17 protein-coding genes are annotated in these 24,774 nt (G+C 70.1%); 3 read left to right on the forward strand and 14 right to left on the reverse strand.

Annotated features, from left to right (window positions below; translation table 11 throughout):
* The first annotated feature begins 90 nt into the window (after positions 1 to 90).
* Positions 91 to 2,217, forward strand: a complete 2,127-nt coding sequence (locus ACIQMU_RS02940; RefSeq protein WP_402688094.1) for a prolyl oligopeptidase family serine peptidase — start codon at positions 91 to 93, stop codon at positions 2,215 to 2,217.
* Positions 2,218 to 2,279: 62 nt separating this feature from the next.
* Here ACIQMU_RS02940 and ACIQMU_RS02945 read toward each other — a convergent pair whose 3' ends face one another.
* The 13 genes from ACIQMU_RS02945 to ACIQMU_RS03005 all read right to left on the reverse strand — a co-directional run bounded on the left by ACIQMU_RS02945 (position 2,280) and on the right by ACIQMU_RS03005 (position 20,293).
* Positions 2,280 to 2,720, reverse strand: a complete 441-nt coding sequence (locus ACIQMU_RS02945) for a hypothetical protein (protein WP_352238033.1) — start codon at positions 2,718 to 2,720, stop codon at positions 2,280 to 2,282.
* A gap of 188 nt (positions 2,721 to 2,908) precedes the next feature.
* A complete protein-coding gene (locus ACIQMU_RS02950) occupies positions 2,909 to 4,201 on the reverse strand; it encodes a dipeptide ABC transporter ATP-binding protein (RefSeq protein WP_352238032.1) in 1,293 nt (430 codons plus the stop codon).
* Positions 4,191 to 5,168 (reverse strand): ABC transporter ATP-binding protein, encoded by a 978-nt coding sequence (locus ACIQMU_RS02955; protein ID WP_352238031.1) that lies wholly within the window; start codon positions 5,166 to 5,168, stop codon positions 4,191 to 4,193. The genes ACIQMU_RS02950 and ACIQMU_RS02955 overlap by 11 nt, the downstream gene beginning before the upstream one ends.
* Before the next feature lie 13 nt (positions 5,169 to 5,181).
* On the reverse strand, positions 5,182 to 6,159 hold the full coding sequence (locus ACIQMU_RS02960; RefSeq protein WP_352238030.1) for an ABC transporter permease: 978 nt from the start codon (positions 6,157 to 6,159) through the stop codon (positions 5,182 to 5,184).
* Positions 6,152 to 7,075, reverse strand: coding sequence for an ABC transporter permease (locus tag ACIQMU_RS02965; protein ID WP_352238029.1), 924 nt, complete (start codon positions 7,073 to 7,075; stop codon positions 6,152 to 6,154). The genes ACIQMU_RS02960 and ACIQMU_RS02965 overlap by 8 nt, the downstream gene beginning before the upstream one ends.
* A gap of 139 nt (positions 7,076 to 7,214) precedes the next feature.
* The gene (locus ACIQMU_RS02970) at positions 7,215 to 8,849 is read right to left on the reverse strand and encodes an ABC transporter substrate-binding protein (RefSeq protein ID WP_352238028.1); all 1,635 of its coding nucleotides are present in this window, start codon (positions 8,847 to 8,849) and stop codon (positions 7,215 to 7,217) included.
* A gap of 183 nt (positions 8,850 to 9,032) precedes the next feature.
* Positions 9,033 to 10,172, reverse strand: coding sequence for a dipeptide ABC transporter ATP-binding protein (locus tag ACIQMU_RS02975; protein ID WP_352238027.1), 1,140 nt, complete (start codon positions 10,170 to 10,172; stop codon positions 9,033 to 9,035).
* Positions 10,165 to 11,223, reverse strand: a complete 1,059-nt coding sequence (locus ACIQMU_RS02980; RefSeq protein WP_352238026.1) for an ABC transporter ATP-binding protein — start codon at positions 11,221 to 11,223, stop codon at positions 10,165 to 10,167. The genes ACIQMU_RS02975 and ACIQMU_RS02980 overlap by 8 nt, the downstream gene beginning before the upstream one ends.
* An 11-nt stretch (positions 11,224 to 11,234) precedes the next feature.
* Positions 11,235 to 12,185 (reverse strand): ABC transporter permease, encoded by a 951-nt coding sequence (locus tag ACIQMU_RS02985; RefSeq protein ID WP_352238025.1) that lies wholly within the window; start codon positions 12,183 to 12,185, stop codon positions 11,235 to 11,237.
* Positions 12,178 to 13,110: an ABC transporter permease gene (locus tag ACIQMU_RS02990; protein ID WP_352238024.1), complete on the reverse strand. Its 933-nt coding sequence runs from the start codon at positions 13,108 to 13,110 to the stop codon at positions 12,178 to 12,180. The genes ACIQMU_RS02985 and ACIQMU_RS02990 overlap by 8 nt, the downstream gene beginning before the upstream one ends.
* 129 nt (positions 13,111 to 13,239) lie before the next feature.
* A complete protein-coding gene (locus tag ACIQMU_RS02995) occupies positions 13,240 to 14,859 on the reverse strand; it encodes an ABC transporter substrate-binding protein (protein WP_352238023.1) in 1,620 nt (539 codons plus the stop codon).
* Between the two features lie 731 nt (positions 14,860 to 15,590).
* Positions 15,591 to 17,465, reverse strand: a complete 1,875-nt coding sequence (gene typA, locus ACIQMU_RS03000; protein WP_352238022.1) for a translational GTPase TypA — start codon at positions 17,463 to 17,465, stop codon at positions 15,591 to 15,593.
* Between the two features lie 365 nt (positions 17,466 to 17,830).
* Positions 17,831 to 20,293, reverse strand: a complete 2,463-nt coding sequence (locus ACIQMU_RS03005) for an ABC transporter family substrate-binding protein (RefSeq protein ID WP_402688095.1) — start codon at positions 20,291 to 20,293, stop codon at positions 17,831 to 17,833.
* 604 nt (positions 20,294 to 20,897) lie between these two features.
* Here ACIQMU_RS03005 and ACIQMU_RS03010 point away from each other — a divergent pair.
* The gene (locus tag ACIQMU_RS03010; protein WP_402688096.1) at positions 20,898 to 21,968 is read left to right on the forward strand and encodes a LacI family DNA-binding transcriptional regulator; all 1,071 of its coding nucleotides are present in this window, start codon (positions 20,898 to 20,900) and stop codon (positions 21,966 to 21,968) included.
* Positions 21,969 to 22,097: 129 nt separating this feature from the next.
* On the opposite strand, the gene ACIQMU_RS03015 is transcribed toward ACIQMU_RS03010, so the two are convergent.
* The gene (locus tag ACIQMU_RS03015) at positions 22,098 to 23,120 is read right to left on the reverse strand and encodes an acetylxylan esterase (protein ID WP_402688097.1); all 1,023 of its coding nucleotides are present in this window, start codon (positions 23,118 to 23,120) and stop codon (positions 22,098 to 22,100) included.
* A gap of 409 nt (positions 23,121 to 23,529) precedes the next feature.
* Between ACIQMU_RS03015 and ACIQMU_RS03020 the strand changes: the two genes are divergently transcribed.
* Positions 23,530 to 24,774 carry a sugar ABC transporter substrate-binding protein gene (locus ACIQMU_RS03020; RefSeq protein WP_402688098.1) on the forward strand — a complete coding sequence of 415 codons (1,245 nt, stop codon included), beginning with the start codon at positions 23,530 to 23,532 and terminating at the stop codon, positions 24,772 to 24,774.

Consider the following 24,774-nt stretch of genomic DNA (forward strand, 5'->3'; position numbering starts at 1 on the left):
ACGGATCATAACTATCCGTGCCAACGCATTGATCGGGGCACAGCAGCACGAGGGGCGCACGAACCGCCGTACGGAGCTAAGTTCGGAGCCATGACCTCGCAGAAGCTGTCCTTTCCCCGCCAGCAAGCACGGACCCAGCGCTTCACTCTCGGCGCACCTCGCGCCTTCACCGTCTCACCGGATGAGACGCGTGTGATCTTCCTCCGGTCCACGTCCGGAACGGACCGGACCAACCGCCTCTGGGTACTTGACCCGGCGACCGGCGAGGAGCGCGTCGCCGCCGACCCCGAAGTCCTGCTGGGAGGCTCGGCCGAGAAGCTGTCGGCGCAGGAGCGGGCCCGGCGCGAACGGACCCGGGAGGGTTCGTCGGGCATCGTCTCCTACGCGGTGGACGCGGCGGCGGAGTTGGCCGCGTTCGCCCTGTCCGGAAAGGTGTACGTGGCGGAGCTGCGGGCCGGGACCGCGCGGGCGCTGCCGGTACCCGGCCCGGCGATCGACCCGCGTCCGTCCCCCGACGGCCGGCACATCGCGTACGTGGCCAAGGGCGCGCTGCGGGTGGTGGACGCGGGGGGCGAGGGCGACCGGGCTCTGGCCGAGCCGGAGGACTCCCGGGTCACCTACGGCCTGGCGGAGTTCATCGCGGCCGAGGAGATGCACCGCTACCGGGGTTTCTGGTGGTCGCCGGAGTCGGACCGGCTGCTGGTCGCGCGGGCCGACGACAGCCCCGTACAGCGCTGGTACATCGCCGATCCGGCGCACCCCGAGCGCACTCCGGCCGAGGTCGCCTACCCCGCGGCGGGCACGCCCAACGCCGAGGTGCGGCTGTTCGTCATGGACCTGGAGGGCACCCGCACCGAAGTGGTCTGGGACCGGGCCGCGTTCCCGTATCTGGCCCAGGTGCACTGGTCCTCGGCGGGTGCGCCGCTGCTGCTGGTGCAGGCCCGCGACCAGCGCAGTCAGCGGTATCTCGCCGTGGACCCGGAGTCGGGCGCGACCCGGACCGTGCATGTCGACGAGGACCCGGTGTGGCTGGATCTTTTCCCCGGGGTGCCCGCGTGGGCGCCGGACGGGCGGCTGGTGCGGATCGCCGACGAGGGCGGCGCGCGGGTGCTGGCGGTCGGGGACCGGCTGCTCACCGGGGCGCAGTTGCACGTCCAGTCGGTGCTGGACATCGGGGAGTCCGACATCCTGGTCTCGGCGGTGGCCGGTGAGGAGGCGGTCGAGCCGGAGATCGGCCAGATCCATGTGTACCGGGTGAACGAGCTGGGAATCGAGCGGATTTCCGAAGGGGTGGGTGTGCACTCCGCGGTCCGCTCGGGCGGTCTGGCGGTCGTGGTCTCGGCCGTTCCCGAGGAGCCGGGAGCCGCCGCGTGGGTGGTCCGGGACGGCAAGCGGCTGACCCGGGTCCCGAGCTTCGCCCAGGAGCCGGTGCTGTCCGCCCGCATCACCCTCACCGAGGGGGGCGCACGGCGGATTCCGTGCGCCGTGCTGCTTCCCTCCGACTACCAGGAGGCGGACGGTCCCCTTCCGGTCCTGATGGATCCGTACGGCGGCCCGCACGGCCGCCGGGTGGTCGCCGCCCACAACGCGCACCTGACCTCGCAGTGGTTCGCGGACCAGGGCTTCGCGGTCGTCGTGGCGGACGGGCGGGGCGCGCCGGGCCGCTCGCCGGGCTGGGAGAAGGCGGTGCGGGACAACCTCGTACTGACCATGGAGGACCAGGTCGAGGCGTTGCACGGGCTCGCCGGACGGTTCCCGCTCGACCTGTCCCGGGTGGCGATCCGCGGCTGGTCCTTCGGCGGCTACCTGGCGGGGCTCGCGGTGCTGAGGCGGCCCGACGTCTTCCACGCGGCGGTCGTGGGCGCACCGGTGACGGACCAGCGGCTGTACGACACCCACTACACCGAGCGCTATCTCGGCGACCCGGCGAAGCAGCCGGAGGTGTACGCGTACAACTCGCTGCTCACCGACGACGGCCTCTCCGAGCCCGCCGCCGAGGTCCGGCCCATGATGATCGTGCACGGCCTGGCCGACGACAACGTGGTGGTCGCGCACGCCCTGCGGCTGTCCTCGGCGCTGCTGGCGGCCGGGCGCCCGCACGAGGTGCTGCCGCTGAGCGGGGTGACGCACATGACGCCGCAGGAGCAGGTCGCGGAGAACCTGCTCCTGCTCCAGGTGGACTTCCTCAAGCGGTCACTGGGGATGACCGGAGCCTGAGCGGCGCGGAGCCGCCGTCCTCACCACAGCACCACCGCCCGCCCCGCTTCCGGTGAACGGCCTCACCGGCCGGGCGGCGGTGAGGCCGGCGGGGGCCCGAAGCCGGGCGCCGGGGCCGGGGCGTGGGCCGGCGGCGCCCCGGGAGCCCCGGGCGCGAAGCCGGGGGCTCCGGGAGGCTGGTGGCCGGGCGTCCGGACGCCCCAGGGGCCGTCGCCGCCCCACGGGCCCGGGAGGCCGCCGGAGGACCGTTCGACGCCCTTGCGGGCGAGGACGGCGATCACGACCGGCCCCATGAGGAGCGAGGAGACGAAGCTCAGCAGGTTCAGCTGCTGCTCGATGCCGAGGTCCGCGAACCGCTCGTACATCTCGTGGTGCACGAAGCGCGCCACGCCCAGCACGCCGGAGGACAGCACGAACCCGCCGGCGATCAGTCCGAGCGGTCGGGCGTGGGGCGCCCCGGAGACCGCGCCGACGGCCGCCGCCACGAAGGCCAGGACGAGCACTCCGTTGCCCCGAACGGATGAACAAGTTCGTTCGAAGGGTGCGGGCGGCGGGCGACCGGCCGGAGCGACAACGCGGCGCTCCGGCCGTTCCACGGCACCCGCACGGCCGTACGCACTCAGCTTGGCGCGTCCGCGTTTCGGCGCGGCGACGGTGGAGTTGCCCGGCTGTCAACGAAGGGGACGACCGCTCACGGCGTTCGGCCCTCCGCGCGCCCGGGCCCCTCGGCCCCCGGCTCCTCCGCGCGCCCCGGCTCCTCGGCCCCCGGCTCCTTGGCCCCCGGCACGTCCTCGGCCGGCCGGCCGCGGGTCGTCGTGCCCGGGGGCTCCACGTCCGGCGCGGCATCCTCCCGCTCCGCCTCCGGCGGCACCACGCGCTTCTCCTCCGCGAAGTGGCACGCGGAGTCGTGGCGGGCCGGGGTGTCGACGAGCCGGAACTCCGCGGGGACCGCCAGCAGCGGGACCTCCAGGGCGCACCGCTCCTGCGCCTTCCAGCACCGGGTGCGGAAGCGGCAGCCCGAGGGGATGTTGGCGGGCGAGGGGACGTCGCCGTGCAGGATGATCCGTTCCCGGTGGGCGCGGGCCGTGGGGTCCGGCACGGGGACGGCGGACAGCAGGGCCTGGGTGTAGGGGTGGGTGGGGTGGTCGTAGATCTCCGCGTCCGAGCCGATCTCGACGATCCGGCCGAGGTACATCACGCCGACCCGGTCGGAGATGTGCCGGACGATCGAGAGGTCGTGGGCGATGAAGACGAAGCTGAGGCGGAACTCCGCCTGGAGCCGGTCCAGCAGGTTGACCACCTGGGCCTGGACGGAGACGTCGAGCGCGGAGACCGGTTCGTCGGCGACGATGATCTCGGGGTTGAGGGCGAGGCCGCGGGCGATGCCGATGCGCTGGCGCTGGCCGCCGGAGAACTGGTGCGGATAGCGGTTGATGTACTCCGGGTTCAGCCCGACGACGTCCAGCAGGTCCTGCACCTTCTGGCGGCGGCTGCCCTTGGGGGCGACCTCGGGGTGGATCTCGTACGGCTCCCCGATGATGTCGCCGACCGTCATCCGCGGGTTCAGCGAGGTGTACGGGTCCTGGAACACCATCTGGATGTTGCGGCGCACGGCCTTCAGCGCCCGGCCGGACAGCTTCGCGATGTCCTCGCCCTTGTAGCGGATCGCCCCGGCGGTGGGGCGCTCCAGGTGGACGAGCATCCTGGCGACGGTCGACTTGCCGCAGCCGGACTCCCCCACGATGCCCAGCGTCTCGCCCGCGTGCAGGTCGAAGTCGACGCCGTCGACGGCCCTGACCGCGCCGATCTGCCGCTTGAAGAGGATGCCCTGGGTCAGCGGGTAGTGCTTGGCGAGGCCGCGTACCTGGAGGATCGGGTCGCCTTCCGCGTACGGAGTGACGGCGTCCTCCCGCGCCGTGGACAGCAGGGTGGAGCCGGCCGCGCCACCGCCGGCCCCCGCACTCTCGTCGCGGTCAGCGTGCATCGAGCGTCTCCTTCCAGAAGTGGCAGGCGCTCCGGCGCCGCTCGTCCACCTCGTAGAGCGGCGGCACGTCGCTGCGGCACACGTCCCTCGCCTGCGGGCAGCGGGGGTTGAAGGCGCAGCCGGGCGGAATGCGGGTGAGGTTGGGCGGCAGGCCCTTGATCGCGTAGAGCTCCTGGCCCTTCTGGTCCAGGCGCGGGATCGACCGGAGGAGGCCCTTGGTGTACGGGTGGGCGGGGGCCCGGTAGATGTCGTGCACGGGGGCGGTCTCGACGATGCGGCCCGCGTACATGACGGCGATCTTGTCGGCGACGTCGGCGACCACGCCGAGGTCGTGGGTGATCAGGATGAGGCCCATGTTCAGCTCGCGCTGGAGTTCGGCGAGCAGTTCCATGACCTGGGCCTGGACGGTGACGTCGAGGGCGGTGGTCGGCTCGTCGGCGATGATCAGGGACGGTTCCAGGGCCATCGCCATGGCGATCATGATGCGCTGGCGCATCCCGCCGGAGAACTGGTGCGGATAGTTGCCGACCCGTTCCTTGGCGGCCGGGATGCGGACCCGGTCCATCAGCTCGACCGACCTGGCCCTGGCGTCCTTGCGGGACATGCCGCGGTGCACGACGAACATCTCGCCGAGCTGCTCGCCCACGGTGAGGACGGGGTTGAGGGAGGACAGGGCGTCCTGGAAGATCATGGCCATCTCCTGGCCGCGGACCTTGCGCCGCTCCTCCGGCTTGAGCTTCAGCAGGTCCTGGTCCTTGAAGAGGATCTCCCCGCCGGTGATCTTCCCGGGCGGCATGTCGAGGATGCCCATGACCGCCTGGGCGGTGACGGACTTGCCGGAGCCGGACTCGCCGAGGACGGCGAGCGTCTCCCCCTCGGCCACCGAGTAGTCGACCCCGTTGACGGCCTTGGCCACGCCCTCGCGGGTGTGGAACTCCACGTGCAGATCGCGCACTTCGAGCAACATGGCAACCGGCTCCTCAGCGCAGCTTGGGGTCGAGGGCGTCGCGCACCGCGTCGCCGAGCATGATGAACGCGAGCACGGTGACCGCCAGCGCTCCGGCGGGCCAGAGCAGCATGTGCGGGGCGTTGCGGACGTAGTTGGCCGCGGCGGAGATGTCGATGCCCCAGGAGACGGCCGGGTCCTTCAGTCCGACGCCGAGGAACGAGAGGGTCGCCTCCAGCGAGATGTACGTGCCGAGCGCGATGGTCGCCACGACGATGACGGGGGCGATGGCGTTCGGGGTGATGTGGCGCAGCATCATGCGGGAGTTGGAGGCGCCGAGCGCGCGGGCCGCCTGGACGTAGTCGTTCTGCTTGGCGGTGATGACCGAGCCGCGGGCGATGCGGGCGATCTGGGGCCAGCCGAGCAGGACGATGAAGCCGACGACGGGCCAGACGGTGGAGCTGGTGACGACGGAGAGGAAGACCAGGCCGCCGAGGATGACGGGGATGCCGAAGAAGACGTCGGTGAGGCGGGAGAGGACCGAGTCCCACCAGCCGCCGAAGAAGCCCGCGAGCCCGCCGAGCACGCTGCCCAGGATCGCGACGCCGAGGGTGGAGCAGATGCCGACCGTCACCGAGGTGCGGGTGCCGTGGACGACCCGGGTGTAGACATCGCGGCCCTGCGGGTCGAAGCCGAAGGGGTGGCCGGGCTCGGAGCCCTTCTGGGCGTCGGCCAGGTCGGCCTGGAGGGGGTCGCCGCTCGCGATGAGCGAGGGCCAGACCGAGATGATCACCAGGAAGAGGATGACCAGCGCGGAGATGATGAAGACCGGGTTGCGCCGCAGGTCGCGCCAGGCGTCCGACCACAGGCTGCGCGGCTTCCCGGCCGGTCCGGCGCCGTCGGGCCCACCCGGGTTCTTCTCCAGGCTGGCGCCCTCCGCCATGGCGAGGTCCGTGGGGCCGCCGGCCCCCGCCGGGGAGATCGCTCCGTCCGATGACTGCGGCTCAGGCATAGCGGATCCTCGGGTCGAGTACGGCGTACAGGAGGTCGACGATCAGGTTGGCGGCCAGGAAGACGAGGACGAGGATCGTGACGAAACCGACGACGGTCTGGGAGTTCTGGCGCAGGATGCCCTGGTAGAGCTGGTAGCCGACCCCGTGGATGTTGAAGATCCGCTCGGTGACGATGGCCCCGCCCATCAGGGCTCCCACGTCGGTGCCGATGAAGGTGACGACGGGGATGAGGGAGTTGCGCAGCAGGTGCCGTACGACGACCCGGCGGCGGGGCAGGCCCTTGGCGACGGCGGTGCGCACGTAGTCGGCGCGGGCGTTCTCCGCGATCGAGGTGCGGGTGAGCCGGGTGACGTAGGCGAGCGAGACCGAGGCGAGGACCAGCCCGGGGACGAGTAGTTCGTCGAAGGCGGGGTCCGGGGAGACCGAGGGCTTGATGATGCCCCATTTGACGCCCAGGAGGAGCTGGAGCAGCAGGCCGGTGACGAAGGTGGGCACGGCGATGACGACCAGCGTCAGGATGAGGACGGTGGTGTCGACGGGGCGTCCGCGCCGCAGGCCGGTGACGACGCCGAGGCTGATGCCGATGACGACCTCGAAGACGATCGCGACGATGGTGAGCCGGATCGTGATGGGGAAGGCCGTGCCCATCAGCTCGGTGACCTTCTGCCCGTTGAAGGCGGTGCCGAAGTCTCCGGTGAACACGTTGCCCATGTAGGTGAGGTACTGCTGCCAGACGGGCTTGTCGAGGCCGAAGTCGGAGCGCAGCCGGGCGGCGGTGGCCGGGTCGCACTGGCGGTCGCCGCAGAGGCCCGCGATGGGGTCGCCCATCACGTTCACCATGAGGAAGATCAACAGCGTGGTGCCGAAGAAGACGGGGATCATCTGCAGCAGCCGCCGGATCACGTAACGTCCCATGAGGGGCTCCGGGGGTCGGGGCGGGCGAGAGCGTACGGCGGGGCGGGGCCTCGGTGGCGAGGCCCGGCGCCGGGGTGTGCGGCAAGCGCGAACGGCCGGGCCGCGTTTCGGGCGTCCCGGCCGGCCGCGGCTCAGCGCGTCACTTGACGGTGATCTCTTCGTAGACCGGGACGCTGAACGGGTTCAGGGACACGTTCTCGACCCGGTCCGAGTAGCCGGCGCTGCCGTTCTGGTACCAGAGCGGGATGACCGGCATCTCCTCGACGAGGATCTTCTCCGCGTCCTGGAAGGTGCTGACGGCCTTGGCCTTGTCGCTCTCGGCGTTGGCCTTGTCGATCAGGTCGTCGAACTGCTGGTTGCTCCACTTGCCGTCGTTGGACGGGGCGTTGGTGTAGTAGAGCGGCTGGAGGAAGTTCTGGATCAGCGGGTAGTCCATCTGCCAGCCCGCCCGCCAGGGACCGGTCAGCTTCTGCGTGGAGACCTGGCTGCGGAAGTCGGCGAAAGTGCCGACCGGGTTGCCGACGCAGGCCCTGTTGTCGCCCATGACGTTGTTGATGCTGTTGCAGACGGCGTCGACCCATTCCTTGTGGGAGCCGGTGTCCGCGTTGTACGCGATCTTCAGCTGGCCGCCGGGGATGCCGCCGCCCTCGTCGATCAGCTTCTTGGCCGCGGCCTTGTCGTACGTGCACTCCTTGCCGCAGAGCCCCTTCTTGAAGCCGCCCTCCTCGCCGAGGACCGGGGAGGTCCAGTCGGACGCGGGGGTGCGGGTCTTCTGGAAGATCTGGTCGGTGATCTGCGGCCGGTTGATCGCCATGGAGAGGCCCTGGCGGACCTTTCGGGCGTCATCGGTGGCCCACTCCTCCTCGTAGAAGGGGAAGGCCAGGGTCTGGATGATGCCGGCGGGGGTGTTGATGTACCGGTCGCCGAGGTCCGCCTCGACGTTGCGGAGCTGGGAGGCCGGCACGTCGTCGACGAGGTCGAGGTTGCCCGACGTCAGGTCGGTGTAGGCGGTGTTGTTGTCGGTGAAGACCTTGAGGTCGACGCCGCCGTTCTTCGCCTTGTCGTCGCCCGGGTAGTCGTCCCACTTGCGCAGGCTCATCGAGGAGCCCTTGGCGTACGACTCGATGGTGTACGGGCCGTTCCCGACGGGCTTGGAGAGCCAGGCGTCGTGGTCCTCGTAGAACGCCCTGGGCAGCGGGACGAAGGCGGAGTAGCCGAGGGTGTCCGGCCACAGGGAGAACTTCTGGGTGAGCTTGGCGGTGAAGGTCAGGTCGTCGACGACCTTCAGGCCGGACAGGGTCTCGGCGGAGGCGGATCCGGACTCCGGGTGGACCTTGTCGTAGCCCTCGATGTACTGGAAGAAGTAGGCGTTCTTCTGGTTGTTCTTCAGCGCGGCGCCGTAGTTCCAGGCGTCGACGAAGGACTTGGCGGTGACCTTCTCGCCGTTGGAGAACGTCCAGCCGTCCTTGAGCTTGATCGTGAAGTTCTGGGAGTCCTTCGTGTCGATGGACTCGGCGACCATGTTCTCGGCCTCGCCGGTCTTCGGGTCGTAGCGGATCAGTCCGCGGAAGACCATGTCGAGGACCTTGCCACCCTGGACCTCGTTGGTGTTGGCGGGCTCCAGCGGGTTCTGCGGGTCGCCCCAGGAGGAGCTGACGATGCCGTCGGCGCCGCTGCCGCCGCCGTCACCGCCACCGCCACCGCCGCAGGCCGACGCTGCCAGGGCGACGGCCACCGCACATGCGGCCCACCTGACCTGTGTGGCTCCGCGCATGAAGTGCCTCCTAGAGTCATCGAGTAGCTCAATGCCTCATATCACCCCATAACGCGATGTACCGCATGCGGGCTTCCCCCGTACGGGCGGGCGCGGAGGGAAACGCGACGATGCCCGGTCCCCCGCGGGGGACCGGGCATCTGCCGTTCAGGTACCGGAAACGGTCACGCCGCGTGCACTTCCTCAGCTGACGAGAACGGACCGCTCGTCGGCGAAGTGGCACGCCGACTCGTGCGTGGCGGGCGTGGTGCCCGCGACGAAGCGCTCGGGGATAGCCAGCAGGGGCTCCTCCGTCGCGCAGCGCTCCTCCGCCTTCCAGCACCGGGTGCGGAAGCGGCAGCCCGAGGGCGGGTTCGCCGGTGACGGGACGTCACCGCTCAGGATGATCCGGTCGCGTCCCTCGCGGACCGACGGGTCGGGGACCGGGACCGCCGACAGCAGCGCCTGGGTGTAGGGGTGCGTCGGGTGGTCGTAGATCTGCGTGTCCGTGCCGATCTCGGCCATCTTGCCGAGGTACATCACGCCGACCCGGTCGGAGATGTGCCGGACGATGGACAGGTCGTGCGCGATGAACAGGTAGGACAGGTTGAACTCGTCCTGGAGCTGCGCCATCAGGTTGATGACCTGCGCCTGCACCGACACGTCGAGCGCGGAGACCGGCTCGTCGCAGATGATGATCTCCGGGTTGAGCGCGAGGCCGCGGGCGATGCCGATGCGCTGGCGCTGGCCGCCGGAGAACTGGTGCGGATAGCGGTTGATGTACTCCGGGTTCAGCCCGACGACGTCCAGCAGGTCCTGGACGCGTCGCTGCCGGTCGCCCTTCGGGGCCACCTCGGGGTGGATCTCGAAGGTCTCCCCGATGATGTCGCCGACCGTCATCCGCGGGTTCAGCGAGGTGTACGGGTCCTGGAACACCATCTGGATGTTGCGGCGCACGGCCTTCAGCGCCCGGCCGGACAGCTTGGTGATGTCCTGGCCCTTGTAGAAGACCTCCCCGGACGTGGCCTGCTCCAGCGTCATCAGGAGCTTGGCGACCGTGGACTTGCCACAGCCGGACTCCCCCACGATGCCGAGGGTCTCGCCGGCGTACAGGTCGAAGGAGATGCCGTCGACGGCCTTGACCGCGCCGATCTTCTTCTTGAAGAGGATGCCCTGGGTCAGCGGGAAGTGCTTGACCAGGTTCCGCACCTGGAGGATCGGCTCGCCCTGGCTGACGGGCGCGCCGACGGCGGATACGGCCTCCGCCTCGGTCGCGGCGTCCGCGGCCTCCACGTCGGAGACGTTCGGGGTGGCGTCCACGGGCCCCTTCTTGAGCTCAGCCATGGATCGTCTCCTTCCAGAAGTGGCACGCGCTGCCGCGGCCGACCAGCTCAAGGCCGTCCTGCTCGGTCACCGGGGCGAGCGGCGGGACGTCGGTGCGGCAGATGTCCTGTGCCTTGGGGCAGCGCGGGCTGAAGGCACAGCCCGCCGGGATGCGCGTGAGGTTGGGCGGCAGGCCCTTGATCGCGTAGAGCTCCTGGCCCTTCTGGTCCAGACGCGGGATCGAGTCCAGCAGGCCCTTGGTGTACGGGTGGGCCGGGCGGCTGTACAGCTCGCCGACCGGGGCCGTCTCCACGATCCGGCCCGCGTACATCACGGCGATCTTGTCCGCGACGTCGGCGACGACGCCGAGGTCGTGGGTGATCAGGATCAGACCCATGTTGTACTCGCGCTGGAGCTCGGCCAGCAGGTCCATGACCTGGGCCTGCACCGTCACGTCGAGCGCGGTGGTCGGCTCGTCCGCGATGATCAGGTCCGGCTCCAGGGCCAGCGCCATGGCGATCATGATGCGCTGGCGCATACCGCCGGAGAACTGGTGCGGGTAGTCCGCGATGCGGGCCGCCGCGGCCGGGATCTTGACCTGGTCCATCAGCTCGATGGACTTGGCCCGGGCCTCCTTCCGCGACAGGCCCTGGTGCACGCGGAACATCTCGCCGAGCTGGTAGCCCACGGAGAGCACCGGGTTCAGCGAGGACAGCGCGTCCTGGAAGATCATCGCGATCTTCTGGCCGCGGATCTGCCGGCGCTCCTCGTTGGACATCTTCAGCATGTCCTGGCCGCGGAAGAGGATCTCGCCCTGCGTGATCTTCCCGGGCGGCATGTCGAGGATGCCCATGATGGTCTGCGCGGTCACGGACTTGCCGGAGCCGGACTCGCCGAGCACGGCGAGCGTCTCGCCGGCGCTGACGGTGTAGTTCACACCGTTGACCGCCTTGGCCACACCGTCGCGGGTGTGGAACTCCACGTGCAGGTCACGGACGTCGAGCAGGGGACCGTCGCCGCTCACGGACTCCCGCGGTGCGGGGACGTGAGCCGTCTTGTCGATGGTGGTCACGAACGCCTCCCTCAGCGCATCTTGGGGTCGAGGGCGTTGCGGACCGCATCGCCGAACATCAGGAAGGACAGCACCGTGATCGAGACCATCACCGAGGGGATGATCAGGACGTACGGGGCGTTGCGCAGCTGGGCCGCCGCGGCGGACACGTCGATGCCCCACGAGACCGTCGGCTCGGCGAGGCCGATGCCGAGGAACGACAGGGTGGCCTCGGCGGCGATGTAACCGCCGAGCGCGATGGTGGCGACCACGATCACCGGAGCGATGGCGTTCGGCAGGATGTGCCGCGTCAGGATCCGGGTGGTGGAGGCGCCGAGCGCCCGGGCGGCGACGACGTAGTCGGCCTGCTTGATCGTGATGACCGAGCCGCGGGCGACACGGGCGATCGACGTCCAGCCGAGGAAGGCCAGCGACAGGATCACGACCCAGACGGAGCGCTCCTCGAAGGTGGTCAGGATGACCATGGCGCCGACGATGAAGGGAACGCCGAAGAAGACGTCGGTGACACGGGACAGGATCGTGTCGATCCAGCCGCCGAAGTAGCCGGCGAGCATGCCGATCACCAGTCCGGTGATGGTGACCGCGATGGTCACGACGACACCGACCATGATGGAGGCGCGGGCCCCGTGGACGACGCGCGCGTAGATGGAGCGTCCCTGGCCGTCGTACCCGAGCCAGTCGGGAGCGAAGAAGTGCCCCCAGTTCGGGTGCTGGAGGTAGTGCTCGGCCAGGTTGGCGTCGCGCGGCGAAGCGCTGGTGAACAGCCCCGGGAAGATCGCCATGACGACGAGCAGCAGGATCAGCACCATCGAGATGATGAAGAGCGGGTTGCGGCGCAGGTCGTGCCAGGCGTCCGACCAGAGACTGCGCGGCTTGCCGGGCGCGGGCCCGGCGTCCGGGGCGGCCGCTTCGACGGCGGTGTCCGAAACGTCGGTGCTCTTGAGTGCGGTGGAGTCAGGCATACCGGATCCTCGGGTCCAGGACCGCGTAGAGCAGGTCGACGAGCAGGCTGCAGACGAGATAGACGATGACGAGCAGGGTCACGACGCCGACGACCGTGGCGCCCTCACGTTTGCGAAGCGCCTCGAACACCAGCGAGCCGACACCCTTGATGTTGAAGATGCCCTCGGTCACGATCGCGCCGCCCATCAGGGCGCCGATGTCGGTGCCGAGGAAGGTGACGACCGGGATGAGCGAGTTGCGCATCAGGTGGACCCCGATGATGCGGCGGCGCGGCAGCCCCTTGGCGACAGCCGTACGCATGTAGTCGGCGCGCAGGTTCTCGGCGACCGAGGTACGGGTGAGGCGGGCCACGTAGGCGAGTGACAGGGACGCCAGCACGATGGCCGGCATGATCAACTCGGTGCTGGTCGGTTCGAGACTCACGTTCGGCTTGGCGATGCCCAGCTGGAACGCGAAGAAGTACTGCACGAGGAAGCCCAGCACGAAGGACGGCATGGAGATCAGCACCAGCGTCAGTCCGAGCAGACCGCGGTCCCGGAGGGACTCGGCCTTGAGACCCGCGATGATGCCGAGCGAGATTCCGGCGACGACCGTGAAGACGAAGGCGAAGATCGCGAGCCTGACGGTGATCGGGTAAGCCTCGGAGATGACTTCGGCGACCGGACGCTGCGTCCCGATCTGCGTGCCGAGGTCTCCCTGGAACAACAACTTGCCCAGGTAGTTCAAATACTGCTGCCAGATCGGCTGGTCGAGTCCGTACTCGGCCTTCATCGCAGCGATCTGCGAGGGATCTACGTGCTGTTCACCGGCAAGCGCTCTGACGGGGTCGCCGGGCAGTGCGTACATCATCAGGAAGACCAGCAGGGTCGACCCGATGAAGACCGGGATCATCTGGAGCAGTCGTCGTGCGACATAGCGCCCCATGGGTGCCTCCGTGTGGGGATAACTGCGGCGCGGGGGCCGCCTCTTCGCAGAGACGACCCCCGCGCCACCGACCGTGCTGAGGGGCAGCACGGGCGGATGACGGCCAGTTGGGGAATGACCCGCAGGCGTTTACTTGACGGTGACGCCGGTCAGTTCGAGGTCACCGTGGAAGTCGACCTTGACGTTGTCGACGTTCTTGCCGTGGCCGCCGTTGATGGCGTAGTACCAGAGCGGGATGGCGGGCATCTTGTCCACCAGGGCCTTCTCGACCTCCTGGTAGGCGGCGACCGACTCTTCCAGCGAGTCGGCCTTGTCGCCCTTCGCCATCAGCTCGTCGATCTCCTTGTCGGCGAAGCGACCGTTGTTCGACTCCGCCTTGGAGTGGTAGAGCTCCTTGAGGAAGTTCACGTTGACGGGGTAGTCGGCCACCCAGCCACCGCGGTAGAAGCCCTTGACCTCGTTGTTGTCACGCGCTTCGAGGTCGGTCGGGAAGTCCGGCTTGGCGTCGCCCACGCAGTCGACCCCGGTGGCGTTGCGGATGGACTCGCAGACAGCGGTCACCCACTCCTTGTGCCCACCGTCGGCGTTGTACTGGATGGTGAACTTGTTCCCCGGAACGCCGCCACCCTCCTCGATGAGCTCCTTGGCCTTGGCCGGGTTGAACTTGAGGATGTCGGAGTCGAGCGTCTGGTTGCCCTTGACCTGCGGGGGCGTGAAGCTCGTCGCCGGGATGCGGGTGCCGTTCAGGACGGTCTTCGTGATGGTGTCACGGTCGATCGCCATGGACAGACCCTGGAGGACCTTGGGGTCGATGTCCTTGAACGTCTTCGAGTAGAACGCCGGGTTCAGCGACTGGATCGCCGCGTACGGCTGGTCGATGGCGCCGTCACCGAGGTCCGACTTGTACTTCGGGAGGTCACGCGGGCCGACCTGACGGATCATGTCCAGGTTGCCGGAGATGACGTCCTGGTACGCGGCCTCGACGGTCGAGTAGTTCTTGAACTGGATGCCCTTGTTGGCAGCCTTGTTCGGGCCCTGGTACTCGTCCCAAGCCTTGACCTGGATGAGCTTCTTGTGGGTCCACTTCTCGAACGTGTACGGGCCGTTGCCGATCGGCTTCTGGCCGAACGCCTTCGGGTCGTCGTAGAAGACCTTGGGCAGCGGCGCGAACGTCGCGTAGCCGAGCTTGTAGTTGAAGTACGGGACCTTGTTGGTCAGCTCGATCGTGAACGTGGTGTCGTCCACGGCCTTCAGACCCGACATCTTGTCGGCCTTCGGCGCACCCTTCTCGGGGTGGACGTCCGCGTAGCCCGCGATGTCCGAGAACCAGAAGGCGTTCTGCTGCTTGTTCTCGACGTTGGCGTACCAGTTCCACGCGTCGATGTACGACTGCGCGGTGACGGCCTCACCGTTGTGGAACTTCCAGCCCTTCTTGAGCTTGACGGTCCACGTCTTGGAGTCCTCGGTCTCGACGGACTCGGCGTTCGTGAGAACGATCTCGCCCTTGTCGTCGAAGTCCAGCAGCTGGGTGAACAGCGACTGGATGACGTAGGAGCCGTTGCTCTCGTTCGTGTCGGCCGGCATCAGAGGCTTCTGAGGCTCACCGACGTCGATCGAGACGTAACCGGCGGGCTGGCCCGACGTGTTCTTCTTGCCTTCGTCGCTGCTGTCGCTTCCGCCACAGGCAGTCGCGGCCAGGGCGATGACGGCCGCTCCCGCGACCCACTTGGCGCTCTTGGCACCGCGCATGGGTTTCCTCCTCATGAGTCCACTTTTGACTACAAGAGGGGCACTGGAGAGATTCACCGACACCCCTGACGGTGATCGTTCAGTGCCCCGAGTGTGCTCGTGAGTCGGCACTCCCCACAGTGCGTGACCCATTGACCCGAGCTCAATGGAGCCAACTATTGAGTACGGCCGGGCTGTAAACCACACTTAAAGGGTCTCGGTTTGACAACATCAGCCCGCCTTGTGTGACCGAAATCCGGACAAACTGATCCCAGACAGACACGCCCGAAACGGACTGTTAACACATGTTCCGGAGAGCGACCCCCGATATCCGGACACCGCGGTCAGAAAAAGCGATTGACGAAGGCCCGGCCCGCCACCGTGTCCGTGGCGGGCCGGGCCCTGTGTCCATGGCTGTGCTGACGCGCCGTCCGGCAGACCCGGAAGGGCGCGGAGGGTCTCCGCATACGGAGCGTGTGGCTCCGAGTCCGCCCGGGGCCGCATACGGGGCTCCGAGTCCGCCCGGGGCCGCATACAGGACCGCCCGGAAGCCCTCAGGGGGCGACCGGGCGATTCTAGGGGCCGATGGGGCCGCGGCGTAAGCCATGGCGGCCGTACGGGACGCATGCCGCCCGTACGGATCGGGAGCCGCCGGCGGTACGGCCCTCACGTCGGGACGTCAGCGCTACCCGCCCTGGACGTCAGCCGTACGGCCAGGACGCCGGGCCGTCCCGGCCGGGGCCGACCGGGGGTCAGCCGTGCTTGGCGCGCGAGGCCGTGCGGCCGCGCTGCTTGGCGTCCAGGACGACCTTGCGGATACGCACGGTCTCCGGGGTCACCTCGATGCACTCGTCCTCGCGGCAGAACTCCAGGGACTGCTCCAGCGACAGCTTGCGGGCCGGGACCACGTTCTCCGTGGTGTCCGCGGAGGCCGCACGCATGTTGGTGAGCTTCTTCTCCTTGGTGATGTTCACGTCCATGTCGTCGGCGCGGGAGTTCTCGCCGACGATCATGCCCTCGTAGACCTCGGTGCCGGCCTCCGTGAAGATGACACCGCGCTCCTGGAGGTTGACCATCGCGAACGGCGTGACGGAGCCCGAACGGTCGGCCACCAGCGAGCCGTTGTGACGGGTGCGCAGGTCGCCGAACCACGGCTCGTGACCCTCGAAGATCGAGTGCGCGATACCGGTGCCGCGGGTCTGGGTCAGGAACTCCGTACGGAAGCCGATGAGGCCGCGGGACGGAACGATCCACTCCATGCGGACCCAGCCCGAACCGTGGTTCGTCATGGTCTCCATACGGCCCTTGCGGGTCGCCATGAGCTGGGTGATGGCGCCGAGGTGCTCCTCGGGCGAGTCGATCGTCATGCGCTCGATCGGCTCGTGCGTCTTGCCGTCGATCTGCTTGGTGACGACCTCGGGCTTCCCGACGGTCAGCTCGAAGCCCTCGCGGCGCATCTGCTCGACCAGGATGGCGAGCGCGAGCTCACCGCGGCCCTGGACCTCCCAGGCGTCGGGGCGCTCGGTGTCCAGGACGCGGAGCGAGACGTTACCGATCAGCTCGCGGTCCAGGCGGTCCTTCACCTGACGGGCGGTGACCTTGTGGCCCTTGCCGCCCTTGCCGACGAGCGGCGAGGTGTTGGTGCCGATGGTCATCGAGATGGCGGGCTCGTCGACCGTGATCAGCGGGAGCGCGACCGGGTTCTCGGGGTCGGCCAGGGTCTCGCCGATCATGATGTCCGGGAATCCGGCGACGGCGCAGATGTCGCCCGGGCCGGCCTTCTCGGCCGGCTTGCGGGTGAGCGCCTCGGTCATCATCAGCTCGGTGATGCGGACGTTGGACATGGTGCCGTCACGCTTGATCCAGGTGACGGTCTGGCCCTTGCGCAGCTCGCCTTGCTCGACGCGGCAGAGCGCGATACGGCCGAGGAAGTTGTCGGCGTCCAGGTTGGTGACGTGCGCCTGGAGCGGCGCCTCCGCGTCGAACTCCGGGGCGGGGACGTGCGACAGGATGGTGTTGAAGAACGGCTCCAGGTTCTCGCTGTCCGGCGGGACGGTGCCGTCCTCGGGCTTGGTCAGCGAGGCGACGCCGTCACGGGCGCAGGCGTAGACGATCGGGAACTCGATCTGGTCCTCGTCCGCGTCCAGGTCCAGGAACAGGTCGTACGTCTCGTCGACGACCTCGGCGATCCGGGAGTCGGGGCGGTCCGTCTTGTTGATGCACAGGATGACCGGCATCCTCGCGGCCAGCGCCTTGCGCAGCACGAAGCGGGTCTGGGGCAGCGGGCCCTCGGAGGCGTCGACGAGCAGCACGACCGCGTCCACCATCGACAGGCCGCGCTCGACCTCGCCACCGAAGTCGGCGTGGCCGGGGGTGTCGATGATGTTGATCGTGATCGGGTCCCCGCCGTCCTTGGGGTGATACTTCACCGCCGTGTTCTTGGCGAGGATCGTGATGCCCTTCTCACGCTCCAGGTCGTTCGAGTCCATCATGCGGTCGTCGAGGTGCTCGGCGGCGTGGGCGGCGAACGCTCCGGCCTGCTTGAGCATGGCGTCGACCAGCGTGGTCTTGCCGTGGTCGACGTGGGCGACAATGGCTACGTTACGGATGTCGTGGCGCGTGGGCATGGGTGGCTTGCGCTTCTCTCGGATCGTGGGATCAGGCGTCTCAGTCGGTCTTCGAGTCCTCGTACGCCCGCCGGGCGGCACGCCACGGCTCGTACCATCGTACGGGCCTCGGGCCCGCAGGGCTTCCCAGGCCGATCCGCAGAGGCGGTCTTCCCGTGTGATTCAGGCGATATTCAGCCGGTGTCAAGGTACTGCCGGGCCCGTCGAAGGCCGGAATGCGGGCGGGCTGTGGGGGTGGTGAGGAGCGGCGAAGCGATGAACGGCCCGGGTCAGGGCAGACACCACATTGCCCGCCGGCGGAACCGGCGGGCAAGGGTTTTGAGGTGTATCTGAGCTTGGCGGCGGAGGCCGGTGGTGCTTCCTCGCTACTTCTTCCGGTCTGCGGAGGATCCTGCCGCTTGCCGGTTCTTGAACCCGATGTCCTGGTAACGGGGGGCCGCGAAACCGAACGCCCCGACGTTCGCCAGCTTCTTGTCGACCGCGACGAGCTGCGGGCGCTGGAACAGCGGAATCGATCCGGCGGCGGCCCAGATCCGGGCGTCCGCCTGCTTCATCAGCTCGCGTGCGGCCTTCTCGTCGAGTTCGGCGGCGGCCCGGTCGAAGAGCTGGTCGATGTGGTCGGTGCCGACCCGGGTGTAGTTCTGCTCCACGAGGAGCGATCCGTCGGTGGCGGGCTCCGGCTTGGCGTAGATGGGCCGTCCGTCGGTGGCCGGGTAGGCGGTGGCGGGCCAGGAGTAGAGCGCCAGGTCGTACGCGCCGGAGGCGATGTGGTCCTTGAAGTAGCTCTCGTCGGGGACCTTGGTGATCTCCGTGCCGATGCCGATCTTCTCCAGCATCGCCGCGATCTTGTCGCCGACGCTGCGCAGCGACTGCGATCCGGGCCCGGAGGGGAGTACGAAGCGCAGGGTCAGCGCCTTGCCGTCCTTGCCGAGCTGCCCCTTGGCCGCGGCGGGCGCCGGAGCGGCGGTGCCGACGGGGGCGTACGCTCCGGCGGCTCCCCCGGGACGCTTGTCCCGCGCGGCGACGGCGTCGTCCTCGCCGAGCGCGCCGGCCTGCCGGAGCAGGGCGGCGCCCTGGGCGGCGGCCGTCCGGGCGGGAGCCAGGACGTGGACGGCGGAGCCGCCGCCGGTGGAGAGGGCCTGCGCGGGGGCGAGGGCGCCGGGCTTGTTGTCCTGGCCGACGATGTAGAGGCCCTCCTCGCGGGAGGCGGCGCTGTCCTCCGCGGCCCGGTCGGCCCTCTCGCTCCCGGCCGCGGCCTTCTCGCCGTCCTCGGCCTTCTCGCCGTCCTTCTCGGCCGCCTTCTCCTCGGCGGCTGCCTTCTCCTCCTCGGCCTCCTTGGCCGTCTTCTCGTCCTTGGCCTCCTTGGCCTCCTTGGCCTCCTTGGCCTCCTTGGCCTCCTTCGAGTCCTCGTCGCCCTTCTTCTCCGCCTCGCTGCCCGCCTTGGTGTCCTTGGGCGGCTGGGCCGCGCCGCCCCGCGTCCAGCCGGCGTCCGCCAGCAGGGCCTGGGCCTCCTTGGTGTTCTGCTCGCCGAGCGCCCCGCTGCCGTCCTTGTAGCCGGGCTGGCCCACGAGAGCGAGGTGGCTGCCGAGCGGCTTCGCCGGAAGGCCCAGGGGGCCCAGCACCGTCTGGGCCAGCTCCTGGCGGTCCAGGGCGCGGGCCACCGCCCGGCGGACCCGGTCGTCGGCGAGCGGACCCGACTCCCCGTTCAGCGCGAGCTGGGTGTAGGCGGGCTCCAGGGACTTGCGCACGACGTAGTCGCGCAGGGCCTTCTGTTCCGCGGTGTACGCGATGACGGCCTTGCGGTTCTTCTCCCGGGCCGCCTGCGCGATCTCCGCCGCGTCCTCGTCGGAGCCGTGCGCCAGGGCCCAGGAGCGCAGGGCCGCGGCGGGCGAGGTCTGCGAGCCCGGACCGTGGGCGAGCGGCTGGCCGTTGTTGCCCCGGTCGCGGTGGGCGAGGGCGATGCGGTCGGCGGTGGCGGCGTCGATGTCGGCGACGTCCACCGTGCCGTCGGCGAGCGCCCGGGTACGGTCCTTGGCGGCGACCGCCCGGAAGACGAGGGCGTCCAGCTTGGCCTTGTCGCCCCACCAGCGCGGATTGCGGGCCAGGGTGACCGTTCCCTTGGCCTTGCTGACGCTGCGCAGGACGAAGGGTCCGGCGGTGTTCTTCAGGGTGGTGCGCGCGCCGTCGTTGAAGGCGTCCGGCGAGCCGGTGATCTCCTTCGGGTAGAGCGGCGAGAACAGCGCGCGCCAGTCCGCGTACGGCTTGGAGAACGTGACCCTCACCTGAAGGTCGTCCGCGCCTCGCTCGATCTTCTCGATCCGCTCGTAACCGGCGTTGCGGGCGGTCCAGAACGCGGAGTCCTTGCCCCGCAGGGCACGCCACTGGGCGACGAAGTCGGGGGCCCCGATCTCCCGCCCGTCGCTCCATACCGCCTGCTGGTTGAGCTTGTAGAGCACGACCTGCTTCGGCTCCCGCTCGATGATCTTCGCGGACTCCAGGTAGTCCGGGTTGAGCTTCGGCTGCCCGGAGGCGTCCATCGGGAAGAGGGTCGGGAGCAGGGCCCCGGTGATCCGGGTGGTGGCGCTGTCCGCGTCGGCCTGGAAGGCGTTGAAGGTGGCGGGCACCGCGTCGACCGCCCAAGACACCGTCGAACCGTCGGCGACCGCCTCGCGGGCCGCGGGCGCGATGTCCTGGGGCACGCCCCGGGAGGTCTCCTCGCCGCCGGAGCTGCACCCCGCCAGCACCGGGATCGTGAGCACTCCCGTCGTGAGGAGCGCGAGCGATCGGCGCTTTCGAACCGTCCCGCGCGGGACGCCGACGTGGGACATGGCTGATACCTCCGGGGCCGGCCCGGACCACCCCGTACCGGAATGGACCGGATAGTGCGTGTGTGGTGGCATTTGCAGTTGATCACACTGATTCCTTCCGCCCACTGAAAACGCCCCCTCGCGCGAGGGGGCGCAGACACGGCGGAGGGAGCCGCAACCTCACCCGGCCGGAGGAACGTTTTCCCGCGATCCGCGCCACTCCCGGCGGCGCACGGTGGCGGGACGCCCCGCTTCATCCTCCGCTGATGGAGCCCGCGACGTACGCCGTCGAGCCCCGGCCCACTGGACCGCCGTGGCGGCTGTGGGAAGAGGTCGGAGAGGACGCGGCTGCCCGGCAGGGCGTGTACGCGCCGGTGTCGGCGGGACTCCCGGCGCAGAGGCCGCAGGTGGCCCGGGATCACACGGCCGCAGGGCTCCCCCACGCACACGGCCGCGCGCGACCCGCCCCGCCCCGGCCGCCTTGCCCCCTTCGCGGCCTGGGATTTAGGGTGAATGCGCTTTCACGACCCCCGTGATCGCATCGGCCGGCGAGCACGCCGCCGGCCCGGTATCAGCGCACGCGCCAGGCGCGGCGCCGCGGAAGAAGAAGCGGACGGTCGGTCGAGTGAGTGCCCCCACGGTGTACGACGTCGCCGAGCGGTCGGGCGTCTCCATTGCCACGGTCTCCCGGGTCTACCGGAACCCCGATTCCGTACGCGCCCGGACCCGCGAGAAGGTCATGGAGGCGGCCCGCGAGCTGGGGTACGTGCCGAGCGGGAGCGCCCGGGGCCTGGCCAGCCGGACCACGGGCGTGCTCGGCCTCTGCTTCCCCGACTACGCGGACCCGGACGCCGAGACCGCGGCGGCCGCGAGTGACGCGGACGACGACCAGGCCGTCATGCTCTACTCCGACCAGATCATCCGGGGCATGGAGCGGGCGGCCCGTCGGCACGGCTACGCCCTGCTGATCGCCGCCTCGCTGGACGGCGGGCCGGAGAGCCTGGTGGCGAAGGTCGCGGGGCGGGTGGACGGGTTCGCCGTGCTGGCCCGGACCGTGCCGACCGAGGACCTGGAAGTGATATCGCGCCGGCTGCCCGTGGTGATGCTCGCCGGGCCGCGCGAGATCGACCACCTGGACCACATCGTGGTGGCCAACGCGGAGGGCGAGCGCGAACTGACCCGCCACCTGATCGAGGACCACGGGCTGCGCCGGCTCGCGTTCATCGGCGGCGAGGAGCAAGCACCGGACGCCCAGGCCCGGTTCCGGGGCTTCCAGGAGGGGTGCCGGGACGCGGGCCTCCCCGTGCCGCCCCGGCCGGAGCTGCGCGCCGGGATGATGACGCAGGCCGAGGGCGCACTGGCGGCCGGCGCCCTGCTGGACCGGTCGGAGGGTACGGGCGTGGAGCGGCCGGAGGCGATGCTGTTCGCCAACGACCAGCTGGCGGTCGGCGCGCTCCAGGCGCTGGAGCGGCGCGGCGTGCGGGTGCCCGAGGACATCGCCGTCACCGGGTTCGACGGGATCCCGTTGAGCCGGATCGTCCGCCCGTCCCTGACGACCGTCCGGCAGCCGATCAGACGGCTGGGCGAGCAGGCGGTGGAGCTGCTGGTACAGCGCCTGGCGGACCCGGGGCGCGCCCCGGTCTCGCTGGAGCTTCCGGTCTCCGTGACCCGCCGCGAGAGCTGCGGCTGCGGCTGAGCCGGGGCCGCGTCGGCCGGGCCCGGGATCACCGGGTCCCCCGGGGCGGCGCGGCCGCGAGTCAGCGCTGCCGCGCCCGCCCGCGACGTACGCCCGCGGCGAAGCGCCTCTCGGCCGACCGCCCGTCGGTCACCGGCGGGGTCCGGCGGGCCGCAGCCGCTCCCCGAAGAAGCGCGTCCGGTTCGCGTCCAGTTCCGCCGCCTCGGCCGACATCCCCCGGTACGCGAAGTGCCCCGCCGTCAGCACCTGGAGCTCGCGCTCGCCCGCCAGCGCGTTGTGCACCGCGAACTGCCCCGGCGGCGGCACGGACGGGTCGAACAGCGCGGCCGCGACCAGCGTGGGCAGCGTCAGCCGGGTCGCCGCCGTCGCCGCGTCGAAGTAGCCGAGGACGTCGGTGACACCGGGGTGTTCGCGGTGGTGGGCCCGTACCGCCTCGCCGCTGCCGGCACAGGGCAGGGTCAGGCGCAGCGGGTGGTTGCCGAACGTGGGGACCGTGAGCTGGGCCGCGCCGAAGCGGTCGTCCCACGGCAGCGCGAGGGCCCCGAGGCCGCCGCCGAAGCTCTCGCCCAGGTAGCCGAGGCGGGGCCCGTCCGGGAGGCCGGCGCCCGCCAGTTCCGGGACGAGTGCCGTGAGGGCGGTGGCGGCGCACCACAGGTCGGCCGCGCAGTCGCCGATGACGTAGGTGTCGCGGGAGCCGATGCCGTGCAGGACGTGCCGGTCGGCCAGGCCGGGGATGCCCTCGACCCGGCCCCGCTCCCCCATGCCCCGTACGCACGGCAGGATCACGGCGGCCCCGGGCAGCGGCGGCGGGAGGTCCCGGCCGGGTCCCGGCCGGCCGCCGTAGCCGTGCCCGATGACGAATCCGTACCGCACGAGCCCCTCGGCGGGCAGGGCGAGCCAGCCGCCGAGGCGGACGCCGCCCACGGAGGTGTAGGTCACGCCGTGGAGGCGTACGCCGTCGCGCTCGCCCTCCACGGGGCCGAGTACCGGCCGGGTGTCGACCGCCCGGGCCCGCGCGTACCGCTCGCGCCAGAACGCGTCGAAGCCGTCGGGGGCGGGCGGGGCGGGGACGGTCAGCAGGGCCTCCGGCGTGCCGTACCCGTAGGCCGGGTCGAAGGGGAAGCCGTGGGAGAGCGCGACGGATGAGGCCATGCCGCGAGCGTAGACGCCGGACGCGGCCCCGCCGTGCGGACCCTCGCCCGGCCGGGACCCGCCCCCGACGCAGGCCCGGTCCCGGCCCGGGCCCCGACGTCGGACCGCCCCCGCCTGCCCCGCCCGGGCGGCTCCGACTTCGACTCCGACTCCGACTCCGGCCCGGAAGCTCCCCGCTCCGGGCATGGAACGACGTATCGGTCACATCGCCTGTTGTTCAACAAACAGTGCGTTTACGGTTCGACAGCGAGGCGTTCGACAACAAGGCGCCGGGGCGTCGAGCACGTTGCACGAGTGTGACCCAGCACCCTCTTGCGGATTCCCGAAGGTCTGGAGCAGAGTGATGTATGCGCTTACAGGCAGCGCATACATCGCGCAGCTTCCGGATTGCTCAAGGAGGAGCCCTCCCATGTCCCGCATCGCCAGAACCGCTCCCGCCGGCATAGCGCTCGCGCTCGCCGTGACCCTTTCCGCCTGCGGCTCCTCCGGCGGCGACGTCGCGGCGGACGAGAAGCAGACGCTCACCGTGTGGGCCATGGGGGCCGAGGGCGAGAAGCTCGCCGACGTGGCGGAGGTCTACGAGAAGGCCCACCCGAACATCACCGTGAAGGTGACCCCGATCGGCTGGGACGTCGCCCACCAGAAGCTGGTCTCGGCGGCGGCGGCCGGCACCCTGCCCGACGTGGCGCAGATGGGCGGCAGTTACCTGGGCGAGTTCTCCGAACTCGGCGTGCTGGAGCCGGTGGACACCAAGGTCTTCGACAAGAAGGACTTCTTCCCGGCGGGCTGGGAGCAGGGCGAGGTCGACGGCACCGCCTACGGCGTGCCGTGGTACGTCGACACCAGGGTCCTCTACTACCGCACGGACCTGGCCGAGAAGGCGGGCGTGACGAAGGCTCCGACCGACTGGAAGGGGCTGAAGGACCTGGCCACCGCCTACCGGGAGAAGGCCGGCACGAAGTGGGGGCTGTCCATCCAGCCCAGCGGCCTGGACACCGTGCAGAACTTCTACCCCTTCCTGTACTCGGCGGGCGGCGAGATCGTCAACGGCGAGGGCGAGGCGGTCATCGACAGCCCGGCGGCCGTCAGGGCGCTGGAGGAGTACGGCTCGTACTTCGACAAGGGCCTCTCCGACAAGTCCGTGCAGCCCGGCTACGACGTGGTGAAGGACTTCGGCAACGGCCGGGTCCCGATGTTCTTCGGCGGCCCCTGGCACGTGACGCTCCTCGACGAGGGCCAGCCGCAGATCAAGGGCAAGTGGGCCATCGGTCAGGTCCCGGCGGACGCCTCCTCCACCTCCATGGCCGGCGGTTCCTCGCTGGTCGTCTCCAAGGACAGCGAGCACAAGGCCGCGGCCACCGAGTTCATCGAGTACCTGACCGACACGAAGGGCCAGTCGGACTGGTACGAGCGGACGAAGGACCTGCCCGCCAACACCTCCGCGTGGGAGTCCGGAGCCCTCGCCGAGGACGCCGTCCTCCAGACCTTCAAGCAGCAGATGGACACCGCCAAGTCCTCGCCGTCCCTGGCCAACTGGACCGAGATCACCGACAAGGTGGACCAGGCCATCGCCAAGGTGACGCAGGGCAAGGCTTCCGCCGAGGACGCGCTGAAGACCGCGCAGTCCGAGATCGAAGGTCTCGTGAAGCAGTAG

The organism is Streptomyces sp. NPDC091649 (genome assembly GCF_044756785.1).
In the GTDB taxonomy this organism is placed as follows: domain Bacteria; phylum Actinomycetota; class Actinomycetes; order Streptomycetales; family Streptomycetaceae; genus Streptomyces.